Consider the following 25,624-nt stretch of genomic DNA (forward strand, 5'->3'; position numbering starts at 1 on the left):
GCCGCAAAGATAAGCAATCCCTACGACATTGCTGTGTTCTACATTGCGATTTTGAGCAGTTTGACCACGCAAACCCCTATAAACACTGGAAAAAATTCTGAAAAAAAACATTAGAGCGTCAAACTTGGGCTAACATTTTTTCTCCAGTTCCTGGCTCTAGGCTCCAAAAACCAATATACTCCTTCTGAAAAGTAAAATCATAATAGTCCATAGGATAGCCATTTTGATTTTGTAATACTCAATATTTTGTACTATTAGTCAATTTTAGGAAGCCACAATACTTTGACAAAGCATTGTAGCTTTCTAAAACCTACTTAGACAATTCTTCATATGCCTTCTTAATCAGGCCAGCCATGAGCACACGTCTCTTGTTCAAGAAGACAGGGTACTCTAGCTTTTCGAAGTCTTCTGGAAGAGCATTCTGTTCACATGCTTTCTTGTAGCCTTCCTCACCGAACCTCTTTCTATATTTATCAACATAAGTATCAGGCGGATTATCTGATATGTCAATATTAGTCGAGTAATCGAGGTAAGTGAAGTTTGCTATCTGATTTCTGTCACGATCATCGCTATACCCAATCAATGTAAGGTAATTCTTTGGGAAGATGTGATGAATATCAACAGCTGACTTCTTACCACTGGCTCCTACAATGAAATATTTGGAGGTTGGTGTCGTACTGAAAAGCATTGGATAGTTTAGCACGTTAAGTGCAGCAACATATCCATACCATATCGGTGAAGAAGTAGAAGAGGTTACAAGGTCATTCAGCAGAGTATACTTGAAGTAATCGTCTGTAAATACATTCCTAATTTCTGAATCAAGGTAAGCGACGAATCCCTCCGGGGTGCTGACTGAACGCAAATCCGCAAGTTGCTTCTCAACCTTAGACTCTGGAGAATCAGTGTAGTACCCAGTGATATTGGCCATAAAGATCCATCTTTGTATAATCTGTTTTAAAGCCATTGATGAAACTTTATACTCAGTCTTACCTATAAGAAAGAGAAGATAAGAGAAAACGACGGCGTTGTCAGAAGAAATAAGAGAGCTCTTAAGATAGCCAGAATCCGCTTCCAAATTAAGGAAGTTATGCCACAGATTCAAATTCATAACAATATCAAGGGCGTTTCTAAATTTCTCTAGGTTCTCCTCCTGGACATCTTTAGAGAATTTACCTGTCTGCAAATCCTTTCCTCTCAGGAGCATGTAAGCATATCTCAATCGTGCACGCTTAAAAGCCAACCCAACCGTCGTACGAATAACGTGCACGGGATCAACCTCTATAATATGGTTATATGAAGTTCCATCAGCAGGGATACGAGAATCCCTACAGAAATCATTGATCTTCTTGTGAATACTGTTATCATATACAGACAACAATGTCTCGATAAAGTTCTTCTCTGTAAGTTTTTGACCACCAGAGTTTACACGCACGAAAATCTCAGCTACATCTTCCTCACTGGCATTCGCTTTGATCTCCAATGTGGGAAGTGTGTAGTCTGCAAGGTTGAGAAGGTCATTAATATTGTTCTCTATCGAAAGTTCATCATCATCGGAAAGTTCCGGCAACCCATCCCTTACTAATTTTTCGTTAAGCTGCTTGATGTAATGCTTGCGAAACGTCGGTATAGTGTGATTATCATTAGCTGCAAAGACATCACTGATAGCACTGATCCATTCCTGAGAACGCTCATAAGCCTGGGACCATACCTGCACTTCTTTGGTTCTAGGATTATATGCTATTCTGATATTTCGCTCTTTATATTTGGAATCCTTAATCCTCACACCTTTAACCGCAGCCAACAATGCAGTGAGGCGCTGTTGACCATCAATGACGAGATCACGAGGCGACTTGTAGTCCTTATTGTTACTACCTATATGTCTTGTGTTGCCAAAGTCAACTGGTGATTCCCAAAGCATTACAAAGCCTATTGGAAATCCTTTCAGCATAGAATCGATTAAGTCTCTTACCTTATTGTCCTTCCAAACGAATGGGCGTTGCAAATCTGGCAAGCCGATACGGCCTGTTTCCACATCATTGAGTAGATCTCCGATATGTCGGTTTATTGGGGTAAATAATTCCTTTGCCATAATTCGTCATTTATGATTCCATTTTAATACCTATAACCCAGGAGCTATTTCCCTGCCGGTCCTGGTTCCGCAGCCATTGCATAGCTGTCGCCCTCCTCTTGATTTGGCTTATAATGGTTTTCTTTGTGATACTCCTTATAGTTCTCAACCTGAGAGAGTACACGATCATAGACCTCCTTATCCCACTGAGGTGGAAAGCCATTTAGATATAGAGTCTTGATGATGTCATTCTTCAGCTGAGCCTTGATGTTATAGTTATTCAGCCAGTCGGCATAGAAGTCATTGTTATCGATGAGCTTCTTGATCTCTGAGGCGAGTTTCTTGCATTTTTCGTCTGGATATTCAAACTTTTGCCGATCACGGATATCAACAAGAATATCATAGAATGCCTTCTCTTCGAAGGTGATACCGAGTTTCTTGAAAGCCTGGCGGTCAGTCTTCAACTCCTTGAAGATGTTCTTTAGCTTCTCTGTAAGGTCATCCACCTTCTTATGTATCATGCCATTGATCTCATCAAGGGTTCCATTGACGGTCTTGTTGACTTGCTCTATCTTGCGATCGTTATATTCATCGACAACCTGTTGGAGCATCAAGGCAAAGTGTTCAGCTTTCACCTTATTTGTCTTAGCATAATCTTTGATAGCACGTTTAAGCATCTTGACGAGGATCTGGAACTTTGTGTTCGGCATTTTCACGTCGTCAAGTTCATGCATGAAAGCATCACCGAAGATATCTTCTTCAGAGTTAATGTGCAGGATGGTCTCGACATTATTAAATCGCAGGGCCTCTTCCACCATCTTCTCTACATCACGGTTCATTTGGGCAGCAGATTTCTGACTGTCTGATATCTTTCTGAGATAAGAACTAATAGCCATGAATGTCTGACTATATGCAATATCCTCTTCGGTAAGTACACCGGCAGGATTGCATATCTCAAAGGCTTTCTTCAGTCTCCTCACATGAGCGAGAAATACTGTCTTAGGCTCCGGATCTTTCTTGTCGTTCTTAGTCAGTGACAACACAAACTCTACGGCGCTCTGTAAACACTGCAGGCGGATGAGAGGCTGACACTTAGGATCAAGGAAGGGAGTAAAGTCAAAGCCATGGAAGAATTCGCAAAGGATGCTGATCTCATTCTTCAGCACCTTGTAGGTATTCTCTATCTCATCTTCGTTGCTTTCCTGTTCGTTGCCGTACATCTTAAGAGCCCGTTTCATATTCTCGCGAATGCCGAGATAATCGACGATAAGTCCATAGTCCTTTCCTGGGCTCTTACGGTTCACGCGGCTGATGGTCTGAATCAGCGTATGTTTCTGCAGTGGCTTATCGTTGTACATCACCGTGAGCGACGGACAGTCATAACCGGTAATCCACATATCGACAACGATGGCGATGTGGAAGTTGCTTCGCTCATTCTTGAACTGCTTGTCGAGCCATTTGCGATGATCTTTATCACCGAAGGCATCATACATTTCTTTCTTGTCGTTAGCTCCCTGAGTTCCCACAAGATTGATGTATGCCACAGGCTCCAGCTGTTTCAACTCCTTCTCTGTGTATTTAGATTCGTCCATAGCCCTCTTTGGCTCTACCCATTCGGGGCGGAGCTGAGCAATGATGTTATATACCGTAAAAGCAATCTTGCGGTTGGCACAGACGATCATAGCTTTCTGCAGCTGCTCGGGCTGGTCGAACAAGCGTTTCTCCCAATGACCAATGATATCTTTGGCTACGCGCTCCAAGCGGTTTTTGTCGCCAATTATGATTTCCAAAGAAGACATAGCTTTTTTCGATTTCTCTATCTCCTCCTGTGTAGAACCTTCGTCGGCACACTTGGCATAATAGTCTTCTATCTCTTTCACCTTTTCGGGATCAAGATTTGCCTTTGCCATGCGGCCTTCATAATAGATAGGCACAGTGATGCCATCATCAACACTCTGCTTCATTGTATATCGGTCTACCTCTGCACCGAACACATGTACCACCTCATCAATTGGCGTTCCTGTGAAACCGACGTATGTAGCCCGTGGTAGGGCGTCACGTAGATATTTGGCAAAACCATAGGTGATGAATGCACCAACCTCACCTTTCTTCTCATCGGCATTCACCTTGAGATGAGAGCCTATATTGTCCTGAGTACGATGTGCTTCATCACTAAAGCAAATGATGTTCGAACGGTCGGATAAGAGACCTGTAGAGCTAGTGAATTTCTGAATGGTAGTGATATACATACCACCGCCTTTCAGTGCCCTCAGTTCTTTCTCCAATTCGTCACGACTCTCGAAGGCTTTGATATTATTATCGGCAAGATAAGTCTTGGAGTTAACAAAGAGTTTCGTACTCTGATCTTCCAGATCTTCCCGGTCCACGATAAGAAGAATCGTTGGATTGTCAACCTTGTTCAGACAACGCAGCTTCAGTTGACGCGCCAAGAAAAGCATCGTATAGGTCTTGCCGCAGCCTGTGGCACCGAAGTAATGACCACCCTTACCATCACCACCTCTGCTGTGGAGATGCTGTAGGATATGGTCACGAAGCTTACGTGTGGCGAAGAACTGTGGATAGCGGCAGACGATCTCCAACTCCTTGTCTTCCTTGTCATTGGTATCAGGATAATAGACGAAGTCCCGCAGTATCTCGCAGAGCCTTGAAGGTGACAATGCGCCTTTAACCAGCGTACGCAACTGATCGAGAGCTTTGGCTGGATTATCGTCATTCTCTACCTTCTTCCATGCGTAGAAATACTCGAATGGTGAGAAGATGGTACCCAGACGGCTATTGCTGCCATCGCTGATGACGGCAAGTGAACAGTATTTCAAAAGTGAAGGGATATCACGGCGATAGCGTATTGTAATCTGATCATGTGCATCACTGATAGTTGCGTTCTCGTCTGTAGGATTCTTCAGTTCAATGATACCGACGGGAATACCATTGATGAAAAGCATGATGTCCGGACGGCGGTTCTCATCGCCCTGATGATACTCAAACTGGTTGACACAACGGAAGATGTTACGCTCGGGATGTTCAAAGTCGATGAGGCTGAGATGTATTGTTGGCCGACCGTCGGCATAGTGATAGTCAAAACCGTTAGTATACAGCAAATAGGCATTGCGGTTGGCAGCATAGTCGGTCGTTCCGCTGATGTTCTCTAACTTTGCCTCAATGAGCGCCATATCTTCGGCGGAGAAATACTGGTCATCTTGATATTTGCTGTCGAGGAAAGCTTCGAGATCTTCCAAAAGCAACGGTTCAGTGAAGGGTCTATGGATATCCTCACCATAACTATATTCCCAGCCTTCTTGCTGCAACAGATCAATGAAGGCCTCCTCGTAATCGCTCTCAAAATATTTACCGGTCATAAGCTATTTCTTTTCTAATGAATTTAGTCTTAAACTGTTAACGGTCGACAATATACTTATTTCTTTCTCCAGTGAATATTGATATCTAAAGAGTTTTTCTATTATGCTTTGGAAATCAACAAGAAGTCCTTGGGGTGGTAAGACAACAGAATATTGTCCTAATGTTTTTCCCGAGACTTCAGCAAAAGTAGAGCCTGTATTCTGCGACGCGATCATCTCCTTCATATGCTTTAGCGTATAATACACATATCCATTCCCGATTTCTTTCTTCGGTATAATAGACTTAAATCCTTGATTTGTACAAACTTCATTGACTGCTATACCTAATAATCCTATTGGAGCTCGAGAAGAAAAGAGTACTGATCCGGTTGGTAACATTCTAGTACTGGCTGATTTATATCCAGCTTCAGTGATATCTCTGTCACCTCTACTAATAAACTTTTTATTTTGCTTTGACAAATCAGCCGGGGAAAGCCAATGAATGCCATCATTGGTCCAGTACTCAGGATGCTCTGTAGAAGGTGTTGCGCCACTTACAATTTCACCCAAGTCAGAAATATGCCCTACTTCCCACCCTTCTGGCGGATTATCTTGATCTATTCCTTCGACAAATGTATGTCGATAGAGAGTCATAGCGGTTTGCTCAAGCTTCTCAATAATCCGCTTGTTGACAGAAATACGATTATCTATAGCCTCGTATTCTGCTACAATGCGATTCTGCTCATCAATGGAAGGAACCGGTAACATTACATCGCACATTTCTTCCCAATTAAAGAACTCATGAGCACTTCCTTTTGACATGTATAACGCGTAGCGATCGAAGTCAGGACGCTTATACCACATCATTAAATATTTGGGATTCAGAAGTTTCTTATTCTTGATCCGAAACACTTGATATGCGGAAGATACAGTGCAGTCAGGCCCTTGGCGGTAAGCTATTGATATCTTATCGCCGTTACGGGTTGTTGCACGATTATAGGCAAAATAACCAGTACGAACTATCTTGTCAGCCCTCGAATTAGTTGCAACTTGTTTTGGCGCTTGAAAATATTTGTTATTATTAATTCCTTGTGCCAATTTTACTTTCAAGTCGCTGTTTCTTTCATCTATCGGCTCAATGAATTCCCCAAGTCTTTTATATGATGTCATAACCTAGCTTCTTAAAAACTTCTTCAACAGCCTTACGACTTTCTTCTTCCTCATACAGTAGTGAAGATAGTTCAGACTGTATCTGTTTCATCTCCGTGTCGTAATCCACTATCTCTTTACTGCTCTTGAATGGGATATATTTGCTTGGTACGAGCGACCAATTCTGCTTTTCTATTTCGTCAATAGTCGCAGAATAGCAGTACCCATCCTCGTTATGATAGTCACCATCGACAATCTGCCACTGATGAACAGTTTGGGATATTTTCTGAATTTCTTCTTCTGAGAATCGGATAAACTTCTTGTCATATACTTCGCCCAACTGACGGAGGTCCATAAACAAAACCTCATCAGTGCGGTCACGATAGCTGATTATTCGTCCATTCTGCCGGGCAGTACGAGCATGCTTATTTTTGTTTATAAGCCACAAGGTAACGCTAATGTCTGTGGAATAGAACATCTTATGAGGAAGAATTACAAGTCCTTCAACGAGATGATTCTCAATCAGCTTACGGCGTATCTCCAGTTCTACACCTTCTCCCGACAGTGCACCATTGGCAAGCAGGAAGCCCGCTTTACCGTTAGCAGAGAGCTTGGAGACGATATGCAGGATCCAAGCATAGTTAGCATTGGATGCTGGTGGCACTGCATAACCGTCCCAGCGATAGTCATCGGTGAGTTCATCATTGCCACGCCAGTTCTTCAGATTGAACGGTGGGTTCGCCATAATATAATCGAAGCGTTTGCCCTTATGCTGATCGTCAGTGAAGGTGGAAGCCGGTTTCTTTCCAAGATCATTACTGATGCCACGGGCGGCAAGATTCAGTTTGGCAAGGCGATAAGTTGCCGGTTCGCTCTCCTGACCATATACATTCACGGCTTTTGTGTTGCCACCTTTGCTGGCGATAAGCCGTACGCTCTGAACAAACATACCTCCAGAACCACAACAAGGATCATAAAGCGTACCATCGAAAGGCTCAAGGACATTAGCCATCAGTTCAACGACGCTCTGAGGTGTATAGAACTCGCCCTCCTCCTTATCCGAGTTGATGGAGAAAGCCTGAAGAAAGTACTCGTAGACGCGACCTATCAGATCATGATTGACATCAAACTTAGACTGGTCTATCTCATCAACATGGTCCACGACGGCTTTGATGATACGCGGCTCGAGGTTGGCCTGCGTAAAGAGGCCAAGGCGGAATGTTCCTTTCAGTTTTGGTTCTGTATTATCGAGCTTACGCAGACAGTTGTCAAACTCCACATTCATCACCGTTGGGTCGAGGTTGCGCAGCGTCTCCCATCGGCAGTCCTCATCGAGCCAGAACACCCCAGCCTTGTCGTAGCTGCTTCGTTCATTGAGCATCATCTGCTTGAAGTTCTCATCACCAGGGATTGTCTTTTCTGCATCCTCGGCAATAGCCTTCTGCTGCTGCTCAAAGTTGTATCCGGCAAACTTCAGGAAGACAAGCGTAAGCAATACGTCTCGCTTGTCTATCATCTGTGCCTTGCCTCGCAATGCATCACGGCATGCGAAGAGTATATCTTCAAGACTCTTGGTCTTCTCTTTCGTTGCTTTCTTCTTAGCCATATCTATTATCACCTTAATTCCGCAACTAATTGCGTAATTCTTTATTAATATTTTTTATAAGTCTCTGAGGAACAATAAGTTCCCCAGAGTTTTGCCATTTGCAGAATTTTCACTAACTTTATGGTGTCAAAACAAAAATAGTTCAATTCTAAATGACATGGCAAAAGTAGCAATAAAATATGATAACATAGTCCCCTACGGCGGAATTTTTTATGCTATGAACGAATTTAAACGCGCAGGACTGGACAAACTGGTAGACGGGCGGCTTAATCTCCGCTGTGCGAACTATGGCTATCAGTACAGCGATATCATGCTTGCGCTATTCTGCATATATCTCTGTGGCGGTGACCACATAGAGGATATTACAACCATATTGAACAAGTATCTGAGCACTGCCCCAGATGCGAGGATACCAAGTTCTGACACCATCGCCCGTGGGCTGAAGGAGCTGAGTGCCATGAGTATAGCCTATACGAGTAAAGCTGGCAACGTATATGCGCATGATCCTGCCATGAAACTAAATTCCTTGATGCTTGACATGGCATTGCTGCTTGGCCTTATGAAAAAGGGTCAGGGCATTGATGTCGACTTTGACAACGAGTTCATCCCCGCTGAGAAAAGCGACGCGCTGTATTCCTATAAAAAACAGCGCGGCTACTTCCCGGGCGTGATGACATCCGGTCCGCTGATAATCGGCATTGAAAACAGGCAGGGCAACTCGAATGTCAAGTTTGAGCAAGTGGAAGAGCTGACACGCATGCTGGACAATATCGAGGCTCACGGACTTTATGTGCGCATGTTCCGTGCCGATTGCGGCTCGTTCATCAAGGAACTTGTTGAGGAGCTCTTTCTTCGGACAGAGACGTTTTACCTCCGTGCCAGCAGCTGTGCTGACCGCAGGCAGATGTATGAACAGTGCAAGGATTGGCGTCACACGTCGGTAAATGGCCAGGATATGGACGTCGCATCATTTGAATTCACCGAATTCCTTTCCGACTGGCATTTACGGCTTGTAGTGCAGCGCACCAAGATGGACGCAGAACAGGGAGAGCGGTTCCTGCCCGGCATGGAATATATGTACCGCGCCATACTGACCAGCGACCATAACAGCACTGAAGAACAAGTCATTGACAAGTACAATCAGCGAGGCGCCTGCGAGAAAAATTTCGACGTTCAGAATAACGACTTCGGTTGGGCTCATCTCCCGTTCTCAACCATGGAGGACAACACGGTGTTCCTTCTCTTTACCGCCATGCTGAAGAATTTCTATCAGTACTTGTTGTCAAAGGTCAGCGCAATCTTTCCCGGTATAGACATGAAAAGTCGCCTTAAGCGCTTTGTCTTTGCCTTCATTGTTGTTCCGGCTAAATGGGTCCGTGTCGCCAGGCAATGGACTCTGAATATCTACACTAAGAACAGATGGTTGCACTACTGGACCATTTTCAACGCCAGCTACGGATGAGCCAAACGTTTTGGAGGTTAACAATGTAATATCCCTAATGGGGGTAAGGGGGCTTTGTACGCTCATATCAGTTAGGATATGGCAAAAAGCCAGTTTGAACAAGAGAAATTGCATTCTGGGCGGTTTTGACCGCAATGGCCTGAGACTATTAGTAGGGTTGCGGAATTGAGGTATCAATTTAATTCTTATCTTCTGTCGTTAAGAGCTTCTTAAGCAAAGCATTACGATATGCTTTGGCCGCAATTTGTTCTTCTGACAAAGCGAATTCTAATTGTCTAACAAGGTCATTGTATCTGCCCACAGAATTGATCAGTTGATTTTGAACTGTCAATGATGGCAGAATGAAACTAAACTCTCCCAGTATTTTGTTAGAGAGGTAGGGCATTCCGGTGCTTTTACTATTGTCAGAAACGAACTTCTGAAATAAAGGTGAGTCCAGAACTAATGACAAATATTTGGAATCACTAGTGTCCACTTAAATCCTTTAACATTCGGCTTTGCTTACTGATTGTAACTTACCATTCGTCGAAGGGTATTTCTAACTGAATATATTTGTTGGTGTTAATTATCTCACGTTTATTTTCAAGAAGTAATTCTTCTTGACAACTGCTTAACAGCTGTCTCAGTGGCATCTTTATCAGTAGTGAAGTCGACAAGACTCTTAGTACCTCGTATGTTGTCATTTCCTCAGCCATTTCTGTCTCTATGATAGACACAAGGCAATAGGTTGTGATAGCTGCGTATACTTGAATTTTTACTGCATTCTCTGTCGTGCCATAGAATTCCTTTATGCGTAGATGCTGCTTCATCCATTTGAAGAAGAGCTCAACGCTCCATCTGTATTTGTACAGCAGGGCTACGTCTTCCGCTGACACCTCAATGTTGTTCGTGTAAAAAACGAAGGTACGGTTCTTTTCTTTGTCATAGAATACGATTCTCCGCAATGGCTTAGAATATTGCTTCTTGGTCTTTTGACCGGTAAGCTTAATCAAAGTGTCTGACATGACCCCCGTCTTAGGATTGTTGTATCGCTTATCTTCTACTACTTCGTAAACCATCCTTTGTTTTTCTCTCACAACGAAGAATGCCCCAACCTTGTCAATGGCATATAATTGCTTTGTGTCCATGTATGCACGGTCAAAGATATAAAAACTGTCCACCTCATATGGAATCTGATCCATGACTTGCGAGTCGTGTATTTCCGCGCCAGTGATTATGGCAAACGAAGGAATGCTGTTCTTGACATCAAATAGTGTATGTACCTTTACGCCACTTTTTCCGTGATGAAGCTTCGTCCACCAAAACACAGACAAACATAAAGATATAGTGGTAGAATCAAACGCATACACATTGTTGCTAATGAAGAAGTCCTTTAAGCCTGTGCGTTTCTCTCTTGCTATTGATATAAGTTTGAGTGCATACTCCTCAAATATTCTTGGGTCGCGTTGCTCGTTAGCTTTGGACAAGTTGCTCCTCGTTACGTTGGCTCCAAACCCGAGGTGATGAAACATATTACGAAAGGGAGCGAGTGATGTCACCAAGTCTCTTAGACTTTCTCTATTGGAGAGTTGACCGTATATCAAAACAAGGAGATGATTCCAACAAGTGAATGACTTTACCCACTTATTGCCATCATATTTATTTACAAGACAATCAAAAGCTCGTTTGGGCAAGAACTTGCAGACCTGAGTGAAGATGAACTGACCTTTGTGCATATTTTACGATGTACTTACAATTTGTAACTTTTGACTATAGCCATGCAAAGGTACAAAATTGAAAAGTACACGTAAAGTATATGCTTGTAAATGTCTGACCTAAGGGCAGTTTAAGCGAATGTTAAAGGATTTAAGTGGACACTAGTGATTTGGAATCTATATTGTTGTCGAGTAGTTGGACCCTTACAAGCCCTTTGCCCATAACAATAGGCTTGTCAGATTTCGGTATCACCACAACCTTCCCTACAGTTCCAGTCGTGCTAATAACGATATCACCTTCCTGAAGTATGACGCATTTCTTCTTAATCATTGTTTCTTCAGTGATCTGCTTACACTTCTGAAAGTTTATTTTTCCATTCTCAATGGTACTAACCCATAACAGGTAAGCTCCACCATCAATTATGAAGTTCTGGGGGCTCACTTGTGTTCCCGATTGAATGGTACTGACAAATTTTAGTCTTATTTCCTTGCCCTCGACGTGCTGAATATCTTTAAGATTATTCTGACACTCAACTAAATTTTGGTTTAGCGTATTGACTCTCTTACGAGATTTATCAAGAGCATCAAGAGCCTGAGAGGAGGATATCTCTTCTTGATCTTTTTTGAAAAAGTCGTTAAACCTAATCTTGTAGCCTATCCTCGTCCCTGAAAAGTTAATCCAAGATTCCTCGTCTACATTAGGAAGAATTCTCTCCTCGAAGTAATGATTTGCATCAACAGAAAGAGGAGCCACTTCTGTTATCTGCTTATCTTTATTGGCTACTTTCTCTCCGTCTTTGAAGATGATTTCACCATCATAGTCTCTTTGGGGCTGGTTGACAGACAATAACAGTTCTCCTAAATCACTATTATAAACACGCTTTGAAATCTTCGTATTACTGTAGTTCTGATATAATGAAACAATCTTGTTGATAGCACCATTTGTCAGGATGTTCCGCTTTGCGCTGTCTGTAGAGAACATATCTCTTGCGTCTATGAGAAACACCCTTCCTTTTCTATTTGAAACTCTTTTTTGCTTGGAAAGCACCCATAAACAGGTAGAGATGTTTGTAGAAGGAAACATCTTACTTGGTAAGGCCACGACACAATCCAGCAGGTCATTTTCAATGATATACCTGCGGAGACTATTCTCGCCACTTCCAAAGTCGCCAGCAGTAAGAGAACTCATAGGTGCGACAAAACATGCCTTACCTGTCTCGTTCATATGGTCAAGAATATTTTGAACAAAATAAACGTTACCATTCTTCGATGAAGCGATACTGTACTTTGGGTCAAAGCTAAACAGATCCTGATCGTGAGTGATGGCCATATTGAAAGGGAAATTAGCTACCACATAATCAAATTTTCTCCCCTCAAACTTATCCGCAGTTAATGTATCACCCAACTGGATATTATCAGTAGTTCCAACAGTGAGTAAAGACAATATTTTAGCAACAGCCGCATTTCTTGGGTTGATATCTTGTCCATAAACCATTACATCACGAGAGGAAAATTGTGAAGTGAGTGCATCTTTTACAGCATAGAGTGTTCCTGCAGTTCCGCAAGTTGGGTCATATATGCTTGCAGAACTAGCATAACGACGTCTTGCTAACGATCTATAATACGGCGAAGTCAAAATGGCAGCCATCAATTCGGAAATATCGTGGGGTGTTGACATCTCTCCAAACTCTTTCCCCATTGTAAGGGTGAGTTGCTCTGTAAAATACTCTATAATGAGGCGATACTCGTCGCCAGTGATAGATTCATTTCCGATATTGAAAGACAGTATGATGTTTAGAGCGCCTTTCAGAATATTTTTCGAATTCAAGACACTGATGCTGTGATTAATATCAAACAATGCGAAGATCTGACGAACCTCGTCATTAAAACCTTCAATATAATTGAGTAGCTTGAAAGCTGTATTACCATCTTTCGTAATATCGGATAAAGTATATCCAGAGATGTTGTAGAAAGGTAACTCGGAAATGGCTTTCAATCCATCCTCGAGTTCTTTAGCAGGAAGATGTTGATTTTCCTTCTCATAGAACTTTCTCATATCGATAGCCTTCCTTGATAATAAATTATCGAGGATGCGCAAGAATATAAGGGGGTAGACCTCCATACCCATGGAGGTACCATTCAGATGGATGAACTCCTGAAGTTTACATCCAACCCTTCTCAGATTCTCAAAAAGTTCCTGTCTATATTCCATATTTTATTTTACAAAGGTACAGCTTATTTGTGCACTGTATCTTCACTGATCTAAAAATAATCTATTAATTTTGTCTCCGACGATAAATGCGCAAGGCACATTCATGCCTTTCTTTTTCTCAAAGATATCCTTTAGCCACTGAACTTGTTGCACCTGTAGCATCCTTACTGTGACCGGTGAGTCCAGGCCACCAGTGATGCTCTGTTCTTGCCCAATAGCGATTTTTTCAACGCCGCTCTCATCGATCACATTGAATCCTACACCCGACTGCAGATAGTCATAGTTGGTTACTATCTTCCTGTCGTGAGTAGTAGACTTGATTGTATGAGCAACGATTGTCACTTTTGTATTCTTGTTCAGACCGAGGGCTTTAACCCAACTTTGACATCGTATTTTGCTTAGTTGTTCTGTATCAGCAATTTAGTGTTTTTAAAAAGTCCTACTGTGTTCTACAGATTTTTATTTTTTTAAATGGCACTTTACTGATTTTCAACAACTCGTAGATTTCAGCTGCACTATCTGTAGGCACACTGCACAGTCTGGTCTCGACAGCCTCTCCAAGCGCATTTACTGCTGTGGTAGTAACTGCTTTTTGAGTCTTCATGATCCGCATGATCTCCGACCAGTACGGTGTCGAACGCTCCCGCCCATGCTCATCCTTGCCTTGCTTTCGCCGGGCAACCTTCATCTGATGGCGCACGGTGTTTACTATCCAGTAAGCCAGCAGCCCTAAGAAAAGGTGTGCGTCTGCCCTATTGTCAGTCTGGTGGTATATGAGCCTGAGGCTGAGGTCGGTTTTGAGCTGCCGGTTGGAGCATTCTATTTCACGTATAAGATTATAGTAGTTCCAGGTCGTTTCCTCATCTAATTTCTTCACATTGGTTCTGAGGAAGTATGTTCCGTATTCCACCTTGTCCGGGATGTTGACCTCCCATGTCATAGAAGCGACTTTGTCGTGTCCGTCATCCTCAACTTTTATATTGTAATATCGGCTTATAGAGGGATATTTTCCTTGCAGGGCACCGATCCTGTTTTGTACCTTGCCGTAGTTTTTTATCCCGTGTTTTGATTGGGTACTCTTTCTGATTTTTTTCAACCCTTCCTCAAAACGCTCACGGAATTTGCGGTTCATGGATTCTTCCTTCAACGCTTTTGCAGGAGAGTCTATTTTGAGGTAACAGTCGTCATTCTTGGCCGTTGTTACGCGTTGAAGCGTTATCTCGCGCTTCAAGCAATCGCAAACTGTGACTTTGGGAGCATTCTCGGGGGTGGTGTATTCGGTAAGAGCTTTGCGGGATACACAAAGATAGTTGTATCCTTTGTCCCTTATAGTCTTGAGGTTATCTTCAGTTGAGATACCTGCGTCAATGACTACAAGCACTCCCTCGTTATCGGGACATTTGGCCGGATTCTCAGCAATAAGCTCGTCCACCATGTTGGGAAGTGACTTTGGATCGGCGGTATTGCCTTCCAGTACCGCACTGTAACGTATGAAGCCGTCAGTATTGATGCATAGCGCGAGGACAAGCAGCTTGCAGTCGCTGCGTTTCTCCTTTGAACGGCCAAAGGCAGCCTTCTTGCTGCCGGTCTTGCGTCCCTCAAAATAAAAGTTGGTGAGATCGAAGAGCATAATGCGGTTGGTCGGTTTGAAGAGGTCGTCGGTCTTGTGGCAAAGATACTTCTCAAGCTTATCCTTTATGGAATAAAGGTCATCGGCAACTCGATATATCCTCCTTGGAGTTATTTTGGCCATAGGAAGGTCAAGGAGTTCGCACACTGCAGAGTTCTCTTTTATAATGGATATTGACTTTAATTCGGACGGAGTATAGGCCGCCCTCGTAATAAGATGGGCCAAAGTGACCTTCACCTTGTCCTCAGACCATCCCAAAGAACGGAGAAATGTATCCAGACCAAGTTTACGAATCGTTTGCAGGCATAGCCATTCGCAGCCGACTTCCCTTGCGTCTGTATGCCTCATAGTGTCAACATCTATCCGTTTCCTGGCCTTGGACTTGCTTCTCTCGTAGGCGTTGCCCACAATATCAAGTTTTTCCTCCTCGACAAGTCTGGCCCAGTACGCATGCACTCTGTCACGAACCACTTCCGAGTAACCTTGCAGTTTCTCATCCCAAAGTTGGACATCCTTCTGGTGATTGTACAGATACGTCAGTCCACGCGCAACATCTCTTATCTGCTCTGGGGATAGGTCATGTATAAACCCGACATTGAGCAATATCAAAGTACATACCCTACCGCTGGCATCGCGATAGGACTCCTTCAGACGGTAATACTTCTCGTCTTTACACGTCTGTGGGTTGTAACGTATTTGGGACGTAAAATTCATGCCGCAAAGATAAGCAATCCCTACGACATTGCTGTGTTCTACATTGCGATTTTGAGCAGTTTGACCACGCAAACCCCTATAAACACTGGAAAAAATTCTGAAAAAAAACATTAGAGCGTCAAACTTGGGTTAATCTCAGCAATCACTTCCTGAGCCCGTTCTTTCGTAAGCGTGGAATTCGAATTCTCTGCGAAGATTGTGATATGCAGGTCTTCCTTAAGATCCTTCGGTGCCATTGCCTTCAGAATAGCATAAAGGGATCTCTCCTTCCGTTGCTGGAACTTATCACCAAACAAGAAGTTATCAGAGATGATGATGGCATTCAGTGGAGGGAGTTTGAACGTTGCGAAGAATTCCTCCCAGCTGTTATGATACGTGATGTTCTTGTCTTCTATTTGGTCTGACTTTGGAACGAGGTTGAAGTAATGAACACGTCCCAGTCTCTCGAAATACAGAACATCCTGTTCCTCACCGGAGATTGCCAGGCAGCCCTTTGCTTCTCTTATCTTCTCACATTCCTTTCTCGTCTTACTGTCATAAAGATATATTTTATCGACATTATCAGAGAAGTCGACATTTTCCTTCCATGTAGGAATCGCTCTGAACGACAAATTTGCCCTTTTGAACAGTTGCTTATACAAAGGTTTTTCTTTGCATAATTTGAGAAAGTCTGTCTTCTCCATGTCAAGTACAATGTCGCACTGCTTGGAAAGGAACCTGTATAATATGCCATAGACTCCCTTCTCTTTTTTATTTTTATTAGCGAGAACTCTCTCAAAGAAGGAACTCTCACAATATGTTTTTTCAGCTACGTTCATCGTCAATCCTCCTCTAGCTCATAAAGTTCCACCTCAGAGTCGTCTGACACATTGAAGAAACCATCTCCAAAGTTCTTAACGAACTTTCCATTCTTCTGGAAGCCCATGTCATAGTATGGATTCTTTGAATTACCTGTGAGATAAAACACCTTAAACGGGATATTGACTTTCTCTGCCTTAAACATTCTGGCTGCAAGGACCTGCACATGTCTTACCAGATACTCTGAATGAGTTTCAATGATAAATCTAAATCCATATTTCTCATTCAGTTCAAGGAACAAATCAGCAAGCAGGCTCTGCACCGAAGGATGCAGATTCTGCTCAGGCTCCTCAATAATGACCAACGGCTTTGACTCGGTATATTTGTACTTACGGAGCAATGTAGCCATACGCCAAAGAAGCAGCATCAGCTGATTCGATCCCATTCCTTTATCGGCCAGTTCAATACCTTTATGATCTCCCCCGTTGAGATAGGCTTGTTTTCCTTCAAGACTATCAAAGAGTCGTACGCTGAATGCTGTTCCCTGCAGAGAAGAGATGTAGAAGTCGTAACCAATATTAAATCTCTGCATCCAAGTAGTTACGAATTTATATTCCTCACTATCTGAGTTTATCTTTGAAGTGATGAATTCATAAATGGTCTTTGCTGTATAGTCATTCTTATCCTCCGTAGAGAATACAGCTTTCTGAAAAGCAGCATGAGCTTGAATGTATTCTATAGAAGAACTATAGATAGCAGCATTCAGACGGCGGGCAGAGTCTTTAATGACTTGTTCGTTTGCCTTGAGTGTGTTTTTGTCTGACAGTTCTTTCTTATATACTGCAGACCTCTTGTCACCTTCTGCCTCTATATAGGCATAGTTAACTAGGCCACGAATGCGATTTACGAGCTCATTCTCATCAACAGTGTCAACGAATCGGTTCCCCAGACTGACCTGTACCTTGTTCTTTGGATCGTCATCTGTTCCCACTACAGCCACAAGTTTTTTTTGAAGTGATTGATATTGTGCCAACTCTTCATTTAGCTTTGCACCCTCAAGAGGTGACTTTACTTCCTTAAGCTGCTCAAGAAGATATTTAATGTGTTCATTTGTCTTCTCCAGATTAGCATTGGTATTTGTGGAGACTTGTTCATACTCAAAAGTGATAACACTCTTGGCATAATTGATGTCATAGCTGACATTCTGTTTACCATCAAAGATAACAGCCTCCGAAATAACAGCCTCAGGACTGTTCAGATTCTTATCCGTAAGCTTTAACCCAAGTTTGACGCTCTAATGTTTTTTTTCAGAATTTTTTCCAGTGTTTATAGGGGTTTGCGTGGTCAAACTGCTCAAAATCGCAATGTAGAACACAGCAATGTCGTAGGGATTGCTTATCTTTGCGGCATGAATTTTACGTCCCAAATACGTTACAACCCACAGACGTGTAAAGACGAGAAGTATTACCGTCTGAAGGAGTCCTATCGCGATGCCAGCGGTAGGGTATGTACTTTGATATTGCTCAATGTCGGGTTTATACATGACCTATCCCCAGAGCAGATAAGAGATGTTGCGCGTGGACTGACGTATCTGTACAATCACCAGAAGGATGTCCAACTTTGGGATGAGAAACTGCAAGGTTACTCGGAAGTGGTTCGTGACAGAGTGCATGCGTACTGGGCCAGACTTGTCGAGGAGGAAAAACTTGATATTGTGGGCAACGCCTACGAGAGAAGCAAGTCCAAGGCCAGGAAACGGATAGATGTTGACACTATGAGGCATACAGACGCAAGGGAAGTCGGCTGCGAATGGCTATGCCTGCAAACGATTCGTAAACTTGGTCTGGATACATTTCTCCGTTCTTTGGGATGGTCTGAGGACAAGGTGAAGGTCACTTTGGCCCATCTTATTACGAGGGCGGCCTATACTCCGTCCGAATTAAAGTCAATATCCATTATAAAAGAGAACTCTGCAGTGTGCGAACTCCTTGACCTTCCTATGGCCAAAATAACTCCAAGGAGGATATATCGAGTTGCCGATGACCTTTATTCCATAAAGGATAAGCTTGAGAAGTATCTTTGCCACAAGACCGATGACCTCTTCAAACCGACCAACCGCATTATGCTCTTCGATCTCACCAACTTTTATTTTGAGGGACGCAAGACCGGCAGCAAGAAGGCTGCCTTTGGCCGTTCAAAGGAGAAACGCAGCGACTGCAAGCTGCTTGTCCTCGCGCTATGCATCAATACTGACGGCTTCATACGTTACAGTGCGGTACTGGAAGGCAATACCGCCGATCCAAAGTCACTTCCCAACATGGTGGACGAGCTTATTGCTGAGAATCCGGCCAAATGTCCCGATAACGAGGGAGTGCTTGTAGTCATTGACGCAGGTATCTCAACTGAAGATAACCTCAAGACTATAAGGGACAAAGGATACAACTATCTTTGTGTATCCCGCAAAGCTCTTACCGAATACACCACCCCCGAGAATGCTCCCAAAGTCACAGTTTGCGATTGCTTGAAGCGCGAGATAACGCTTCAACGCGTAACAACGGCCAAGAATGACGACTGTTACCTCAAAATAGACTCTCCTGCAAAAGCGTTGAAGGAAGAATCCATGAACCGCAAATTCCGTGAGCGTTTTGAGGAAGGGTTGAAAAAAATCAGAAAGAGTACCCAATCAAAACACGGGATAAAAAACTACGGCAAGGTACAAAACAGGATCGGTGCCCTGCAAGGAAAATATCCCTCTATAAGCCGATATTACAATATAAAAGTTGAGGATGACGGACACGACAAAGTCGCTTCTATGACATGGGAGGTCAACATCCCGGACAAGGTGGAATACGGAACATACTTCCTCAGAACCAATGTGAAGAAATTAGATGAGGAAACGACCTGGAACTACTATAATCTTATACGTGAAATAGAATGCTCCAACCGGCAGCTCAAAACCGACCTCAGCCTCAGGCCCATATACCACCAGACTGACAATAGGGCAGACGCACACCTTTTCTTAGGGCTGCTGGCTTACTGGATAGTAAACACCGTGCGCCATCAGATGAAGGTTGCCCGGCGAAAGCAAGGCAAGGATGAGCATGGGCGGGAGCGTTCGACACCGTACTGGTCGGAGATCATGCGGATCATGAAGACTCAAAAAGCAGTTACTACCACAGCAGTAAATGCGCTTGGAGAGGCTGTCGAGACCAGACTGTGCAGTGTGCCTACAGATAGTGCAGCTGAAATCTACGAGTTGTTGAAAATCAGTAAAGTGCCATTTAAAAAAATAAAAATCTGTAGAACACAGTAGGACTTTTTAAAAACACTAAATTGCTGATACAGAACAACTAAGCAAAATACGATGTCAAAGTTGGGTTAATGTGACGGAAAAGTCAGACAGACCAAAAGAGAACACGATCTCTTGGTCTTTAGTTTGGTTATTCAGAGCACGACCGAAAGTATCCACGTGTACATCGTGGATATTGTTAAGGTCGAATCTGAAACTATTATTATTGTCGAGGGCAGCAAACATACTATCAGAGCTCACCAAATTGGGCACTCTGAGGTTCCTAAGATTGTCAGACACCAGCATCATCGCTTTCTCAACAGTGGATTTACCAGAGTTGTTGCTTCCGACAAGAATCGTGATGTCACCGAATTCCATGTCAGGAAAGTTGATGAACTTGCGGAAGTTCTTAAATCCTATATGTCGCATACTTCTTTGTCTTTTTAGTTTTTGTTTGCAAAGTTAATAATTTTCTGTGCATTATAAGTTCACAGATAAATATTTTTGTAGATTTTCTTTTATTTGGTTTTCCACTTCTTGCCTATACCATGCAGGAGAGAGCACTTCTATGTCTGGTAGAAAAGAGAAAACGACCTGATTAAGTTCTCTATTGGGTCTTACTTTTATCTGAATGATATTTTGCTTATCATCTATTATCTCTTGAGACCGATGAATGGGTTTTGATTTTACATAAGGGAAGCGTTGATCCGAGAAACGTAACTGTATTGTCTCAACTTTTACTTCCTCCGATGGTATAGTTACACCTATGACATCATCAAAATATGTAGAAAAATCAATAGTCTTGTTCTCTTTAAACGGTTTACAAGAAACGGAGAACTTCAGAATTCTGTCTAAGGCCATATTCTCTATACGATTGGTTTCGACGCAGAATCCCAAAAGGAACCATCGACTATTATACTCTTTTAGATAATAAGGGTATAAGGTGTCGTGATACTCTTTGCCATTGTAAGGTCTATAATCAATCTCTAGTGTCTTATGATGTACAGTGGCATCAATAAGGCCTGAAAGATGTTCGAGGCCTTTTAATCTTTCATTTTGTTCAAATGAGATGACATTCTCAGCATTAGGTTTAACGCCAAAACGATACTCCAAGTTGGAAATAACTTCTTCCAGCCACGCATTAGCAGGGATGCCTCGATAACGCTTAAGCATCTCTATGGTCGAACGTAAATTATTCACATCTTCAACGGATAATTCATTTTTGAAAATAGAAAAATCCGGATCTGTGTATCTGTAGTAGCATCTTTTACCATCTAAGGGATAAGCTTTTATGGGAGCATTATAAGCAACTCTGTCACGCATGTATTTGATATCATCACGTACTTGACGAACCCCAATTTGAGTACCATACAAATCCTCCAATCTCTCATTGATTTTGTCAATGAGATCATCTATGGTGTAGCGATGTGTAAAATCGCTGAAGCACCGGTCTAATATCTGATATCGCAGTTGAGCGTTCTTATTGGTGGCCATTATTTTTAGCTTTATAATGAATTTTCATTCTGTCCTCAAAGGTACGACTTTTCTTTTAAAAACCGTAATTTCAATGAGAAAATAAAAGCTATCCTTAATTTGGATAGCTTTTGGGACTATGTCTTACCAGCAATATTGCAGCTTACGGTCCCGGCAGACTTGACGGAGTGCAACTAAGTAGTAGCTGCGCTCACTATTCCAACCACTGCACTTCCGCTCTCTCTCCACGATGGATCTGACTTCATTGTCAGATTCATTGCTCAAACGGTTGTAGTACTCGTCGATCTTGCTCTTGGCGTAATCGTTCATCTCAGGAAACTTCTCACTCAGTCTCATAAAGATACATTTTAAAAGTTCAACATGCTTTTCACATCACTCTTACCACCGTGGCTATCTTCTGCTCGGTAGGTGTGCCATTCAAGGCATCTCTTGATGTTTACGGTTACAAAGTTACAGTCCTATTGTGCAGCGTATCTTCACAGCAAATATTTTCTTGAAAAAAGATTATTTTTGTGGAGCGGGGATTCTTGTTGTTCAAAGGTCATGAACACTTTGTGCATGACCTCTGCACACAACTTCAGAGCCGAAGACTGTATAAAATTTTGTCCTTTTAATACCTCTTTGCATTAAAAGGACAGATTTTTGAATGATTATTCGTAAGAGAATGTGTAGCAGCGGATGGCGAGATTGGCTCGATCATGTTGATTAAGTGAATAATGTAGATTACTTCCTTTTTGTGTTACGACGAATGGTTTGCTTTTGAGCTGTAGAAGTCGTTGAAGTCTTTAAGGTCAAGACAGGTCCCAAATTCAACCAATTGTCTGCATGCTCGGGATCCAACACTTCAGATTCCTCCACGGGACAGAAGATCTTTCCATAGTGTGGGGTCTCAAACAACAGACAGAGACGTGAGCCGGAGACTGTGCCGACATTGTCTGTCCAATCCTCGTTCTCAAGTGTCATACTTGTGTCATAGTGTACGGTATCCACAAAGACATCAATACACTTCAAGTCTTCAGTTCTTGAAATATCATTGTTGTGTGACGCATTATGAGGCTTACGGGTCACATAATCTCTGAAGAAGTCGAGACGGCGGGATAGTCCTGTAGCTCTGTATGTCTTGCCAACGCATGTACTTTTGGCAAGGTCATAGTGCTTCTGTACAATGAAATTCGTGTTGAGATCGCCAGAAGCGAAGATAGAGTCCGTCTTCCCAAGCTCAAAGAGACAGAGAGCATCAAGGCCTGCATCCACGACACGGAAAGACTTCAACTTCATTATGGATGCTTCCAGATCCTTGTATGGCCAGTAAGATTCTTCTGAGTTTGCTGCTGCCTGGTCATTGGTATAGAACTCCGTCTTGTCATTGATGCCAAGATACGTTACTGTCTGTCCGATCAGATGAGCGAGATTATACTCCCCATTGTTTTTCTGGAGGTCAATGTTGTGTTTACCATCGTAAACGACAGGCTTCACCTCCTTCTTGATCTGAGGAGCATCACCGAAATTGATTTGAGCGTTTGCATGGATAGCAATAGCTGCGGCTGCGAATAAGAGAAGTTTTTTCATCGTTGGGTCGTTATAGTTATTACTCTGATGCAAAATTAGTGAAAATATTTAAGAAATGTAAAGGGATAACCCTATAAAATATGGGAAATCCCTATTGCGTTTTTTATGCATGTTTGACTAGCCTAGCCAAATTATCTGTTGTATACGAAAGAATACTATTGAATATCTTTTAGAACTGAACGAATTTTTTCCGTATTATATTTTGGAGTTATAAGATAAATGATTAAATTTGCAGCAAAGACCTCCGAAAGGGCGCGATGACTTCAAGCTCGTGAGGCGATTAATGCCGTGATTTTCATCATGGCATTAATTTTACGTCAACCGAATTGATTCCCTTTTCATCCTTAGAGATATTCCGACCCAACAGTATACTATCTGCTTTTCTCTTCGGCTGCCATTTCAAGGTTCTCTTCATCATTCTTCCGCTGATATACAGCTACTATCTTCCCCTGTAGCCGTTCCTTGAGTAGGGTGTTGCGCTGGGTGACAGTGTTTTGGTTGACGGCATACCACAGTGCCTTGCGAGTGCCAATGAGAATGCATATCTTCTTGGCACGGGTCACGGCAGTGTAGATGAGGTTCCGCTGTAGCATGACATAGTTGGTGAAGTGGACGGGAATGATGACGATGGGGTACTCCGAGCCCTGACTCTTGTGGATGGTTGTGGCATAGGAAAGGCTGAGTTCATCGAGTTCAGAGGACTCGTATTCCACTGACTTGCCATCAAAGTCGACGGTCAGTGTGCGATCTTCCATGTTGACGAGCGTGACGATGCCCATATCGCCATTGAACACTTCTTTCTGATAGTCATTCTTGAGTTGCATCACGCGGTCGTTCTTGCGAAACGTATAACCGCCTCGCTGCAACCCTTCACCGACAGGGTTGACTGCCTGCTGAATGGATATGTTCAGGTTATTGGCTCCGATGACGCTGCGCTGCATGGGCGTGAGCACCTGGATGCTGCTCCGTGGTATGTTGTAGGCCTTGGGCAGGCGGTGGCTGACCAGGTCGACGATGGTAGAGGCAATCTGGTCGGGCTCCTCGCACTCCATGAAGAAGAAATCGGACTGCTTGCCGTTGCGGATGTCGGGCATGCGTCCGGCATTGATGGCATGGGCGTTCATGATGATGCGGCTGGTCTGTGCCTGACGGAAGATACGGGTGAGGCGCACCACGGGGACGACACCCGAGTCGATGATGTCTCGGAGCACGTTGCCAGCACCGACACTCGGCAACTGGTCCACGTCGCCTACAAGCAGGAGGCGCATGTCAGCAGGGACGGCCTTCAGCAGGGAGTTCATCAATACGATGTCAATCATCGAGCATTCGTCGATGATGAGTGCGTCGCCCTCCAACGGGTTCTCGTCGTTGCGCTTGTAGCCCTCGGCAGGGTTGAACTCCAACAGCCGGTGAATGGTCTTGGACTCCATGCCAGTGGCTTCGGTCATGCGCTTGGCGGCTCGGCCGGTGGGTGCGGCAAGGAGGATGTGCATTCCCATCTCTTTGAAAGCGGCGATGATGCCGTCCTCGGTGGTTGTCTTGCCAGTTCCAGGACCGTCCGTAAGCACCATAACCTTGTTGTGAACGGCGGTGCGGATGGCCTCGGCCTGAAGGTTATCATAGGTGATGCCGGTCTTCTTGCTGATAGCCGAAATGTCGGGCTCTTTCTCGAACATCTTCTGCTGTCGGGTGGCGAGCAGCGTTTTGAGCTTGTTGGCGGTACCGACCTCACTGAAATAGAACGGTGGCAGGTAGATGGCCTCGTCCTCAGTCTTCAGGTCTTCAGCGACAATCATCTGGCCAAGGGCGGACTCAATGGAAACTTTGTCGGCTTCCAAGAGCTTTACTCCGGCTTCCAAGAGCTGGTCGCGATGAGCATAGACATGGCCTTCGTTGGCCAGTTGGTTGAGGGTGTAGAGAATACCGCTGCGACATCGTCGCTCGTCGTTTTTGCCGTAGCCCATCTTCGCGGCGATGGAGTCGGCGGTCTTGAAGCCGATGCCCCAAATATCATCGGCAAGGCAGTAGGGATTCTGCTTCACCTTGTCGATGCTTTCTTTGCCATAGGCTTTGTAGATCTTCGCAGCATAGGCGGTGCTGACTCCATTGCCTTGAAGGAACACCATCACGTCTTTGATGTCGAGCTGCTTCATCCACGAGTCGTGAATCTTCTTGATGCGCTTGGGGCCGATGCCGTCCACCTCGCCGAGCCGCTGACAGTCCTTCTCGATGATGTCGAAGGTGTCCATGCCGAACTTGGCGACGATGAGCTTGGAGAACTTCGGGCCGATACCCTTGACGAGTCCGCTGCCAAGATATTTCTCCAGTCCGAAAAGTGTGGCGGGCATGGCTTCCTCGTAGCTCTCAACGACGAACTGGCTGCCGTATTGCCGGTTGACTTTCCACTGGCCGTCGGCGACGAGTACCGTGCCCACGGTCACGTCGAGCATGTTGCCTACAAGGGTGACGAGGTCGTCATACCCCTTCACCCGTGCCTTCAGTATCGAATAGCCGTTCTCGCCATTCTGATACGTAATCCGCTCTATGACCGCACGTAGCTTCATAATGATGTTACAAAAGTAC

At 43.7% G+C, this 25,624-nt stretch carries 17 protein-coding genes and 1 riboswitch; of the genes, 2 read left to right on the forward strand and 15 right to left on the reverse strand.

Annotated elements, in window-relative coordinates; genetic code table 11:
• Window positions 1-310 precede the first annotated feature (310 nt).
• From LDN30_RS11655 to LDN30_RS11670, 4 genes are read right to left on the reverse strand one after another with little or no spacing between them, the layout of a single operon-like run.
• Window positions 311-2,089, reverse strand: a complete 1,779-nt coding sequence (locus tag LDN30_RS11655; RefSeq protein ID WP_223927750.1) for a GmrSD restriction endonuclease domain-containing protein — start codon at window positions 2,087-2,089, stop codon at window positions 311-313.
• A gap of 44 nt (window positions 2,090-2,133) precedes the next feature.
• Entirely contained in the window at window positions 2,134-5,445 is a 3,312-nt protein-coding gene (locus LDN30_RS11660; protein WP_223927749.1) for a type I restriction endonuclease subunit R, read from the reverse strand.
• A 3-nt stretch (window positions 5,446-5,448) separates the two neighbouring features.
• Window positions 5,449-6,594, reverse strand: coding sequence for a restriction endonuclease subunit S (locus LDN30_RS11665; RefSeq protein WP_223927747.1), 1,146 nt, complete (start codon window positions 6,592-6,594; stop codon window positions 5,449-5,451).
• Entirely contained in the window at window positions 6,581-8,179 is a 1,599-nt protein-coding gene (locus tag LDN30_RS11670; RefSeq protein WP_223929587.1) for an N-6 DNA methylase, read from the reverse strand. Before LDN30_RS11670 ends, LDN30_RS11665 begins: the two co-directional genes overlap by 14 nt.
• A gap of 157 nt (window positions 8,180-8,336) precedes the next feature.
• Between LDN30_RS11670 and LDN30_RS11675 the strand changes: the two genes are divergently transcribed.
• The gene (locus tag LDN30_RS11675) at window positions 8,337-9,641 is read left to right on the forward strand and encodes an IS1380 family transposase (protein WP_223928390.1); all 1,305 of its coding nucleotides are present in this window, start codon (window positions 8,337-8,339) and stop codon (window positions 9,639-9,641) included.
• A 515-nt stretch (window positions 9,642-10,156) separates the two neighbouring features.
• Here the strand turns inward: LDN30_RS11675 and LDN30_RS11680 are convergent.
• The 6 genes from LDN30_RS11680 to LDN30_RS11705 form a co-directional block, all read right to left on the reverse strand.
• On the reverse strand, window positions 10,157-11,356 hold the full coding sequence (locus LDN30_RS11680; protein ID WP_223925691.1) for an IS4 family transposase: 1,200 nt from the start codon (window positions 11,354-11,356) through the stop codon (window positions 10,157-10,159).
• Between the two features lie 130 nt (window positions 11,357-11,486).
• The gene (locus tag LDN30_RS11685; protein WP_223929588.1) at window positions 11,487-13,547 is read right to left on the reverse strand and encodes an N-6 DNA methylase; all 2,061 of its coding nucleotides are present in this window, start codon (window positions 13,545-13,547) and stop codon (window positions 11,487-11,489) included.
• A 42-nt stretch (window positions 13,548-13,589) separates the two neighbouring features.
• On the reverse strand, window positions 13,590-13,889 hold the full coding sequence (locus LDN30_RS11690; protein ID WP_223929589.1) for a hypothetical protein: 300 nt from the start codon (window positions 13,887-13,889) through the stop codon (window positions 13,590-13,592).
• A 97-nt stretch (window positions 13,890-13,986) separates the two neighbouring features.
• Complete coding sequence (locus LDN30_RS11695) at window positions 13,987-15,891, reverse strand: IS1634 family transposase (RefSeq protein WP_223929590.1); 1,905 nt, start codon at window positions 15,889-15,891, stop codon at window positions 13,987-13,989.
• Between the two features lie 110 nt (window positions 15,892-16,001).
• Window positions 16,002-16,709 (reverse strand): hypothetical protein, encoded by a 708-nt coding sequence (locus LDN30_RS11700; protein ID WP_223929591.1) that lies wholly within the window; start codon window positions 16,707-16,709, stop codon window positions 16,002-16,004.
• Window positions 16,710-16,711: 2 nt separating this feature from the next.
• Window positions 16,712-17,947 carry an AAA family ATPase gene (locus LDN30_RS11705; protein WP_306421531.1) on the reverse strand — a complete coding sequence of 412 codons (1,236 nt, stop codon included), beginning with the start codon at window positions 17,945-17,947 and terminating at the stop codon, window positions 16,712-16,714.
• 150 nt (window positions 17,948-18,097) lie between these two features.
• Between LDN30_RS11705 and LDN30_RS11710 the strand changes: the two genes are divergently transcribed.
• Window positions 18,098-20,002, forward strand: a complete 1,905-nt coding sequence (locus tag LDN30_RS11710; protein ID WP_223925324.1) for an IS1634 family transposase — start codon at window positions 18,098-18,100, stop codon at window positions 20,000-20,002.
• Between the two features lie 54 nt (window positions 20,003-20,056).
• On the opposite strand, the gene LDN30_RS11715 is transcribed toward LDN30_RS11710, so the two are convergent.
• The 5 genes from LDN30_RS11715 to recD2 all read right to left on the reverse strand — a co-directional run bounded on the left by LDN30_RS11715 (window position 20,057) and on the right by recD2 (window position 25,608).
• A complete protein-coding gene (locus LDN30_RS11715) occupies window positions 20,057-20,407 on the reverse strand; it encodes an ATP-binding protein (RefSeq protein ID WP_223929592.1) in 351 nt (116 codons plus the stop codon).
• Between the two features lie 51 nt (window positions 20,408-20,458).
• Entirely contained in the window at window positions 20,459-21,472 is a 1,014-nt protein-coding gene (locus LDN30_RS11720; RefSeq protein WP_223929593.1) for a helix-turn-helix transcriptional regulator, read from the reverse strand.
• A gap of 123 nt (window positions 21,473-21,595) precedes the next feature.
• Complete coding sequence (locus LDN30_RS11725; RefSeq protein ID WP_223927735.1) at window positions 21,596-21,808, reverse strand: hypothetical protein; 213 nt, start codon at window positions 21,806-21,808, stop codon at window positions 21,596-21,598.
• Window positions 21,806-21,913, reverse strand: a riboswitch (SAM-I-IV-variant riboswitch). It overlaps the preceding gene by 3 nt.
• A gap of 282 nt (window positions 21,914-22,195) precedes the next feature.
• On the reverse strand, window positions 22,196-23,041 hold the full coding sequence (locus LDN30_RS11730) for a hypothetical protein (protein ID WP_223927733.1): 846 nt from the start codon (window positions 23,039-23,041) through the stop codon (window positions 22,196-22,198).
• A 371-nt stretch (window positions 23,042-23,412) separates the two neighbouring features.
• A complete protein-coding gene (recD2, locus tag LDN30_RS11735) occupies window positions 23,413-25,608 on the reverse strand; it encodes an SF1B family DNA helicase RecD2 (protein WP_223928319.1) in 2,196 nt (731 codons plus the stop codon).
• Window positions 25,609-25,624 lie beyond the last annotated feature (16 nt).

Origin of the sequence: Prevotella lacticifex (assembly GCF_019973375.1) — a bacterium.
Lineage (GTDB): Bacteria > Bacteroidota > Bacteroidia > Bacteroidales > Bacteroidaceae > Prevotella > Prevotella lacticifex.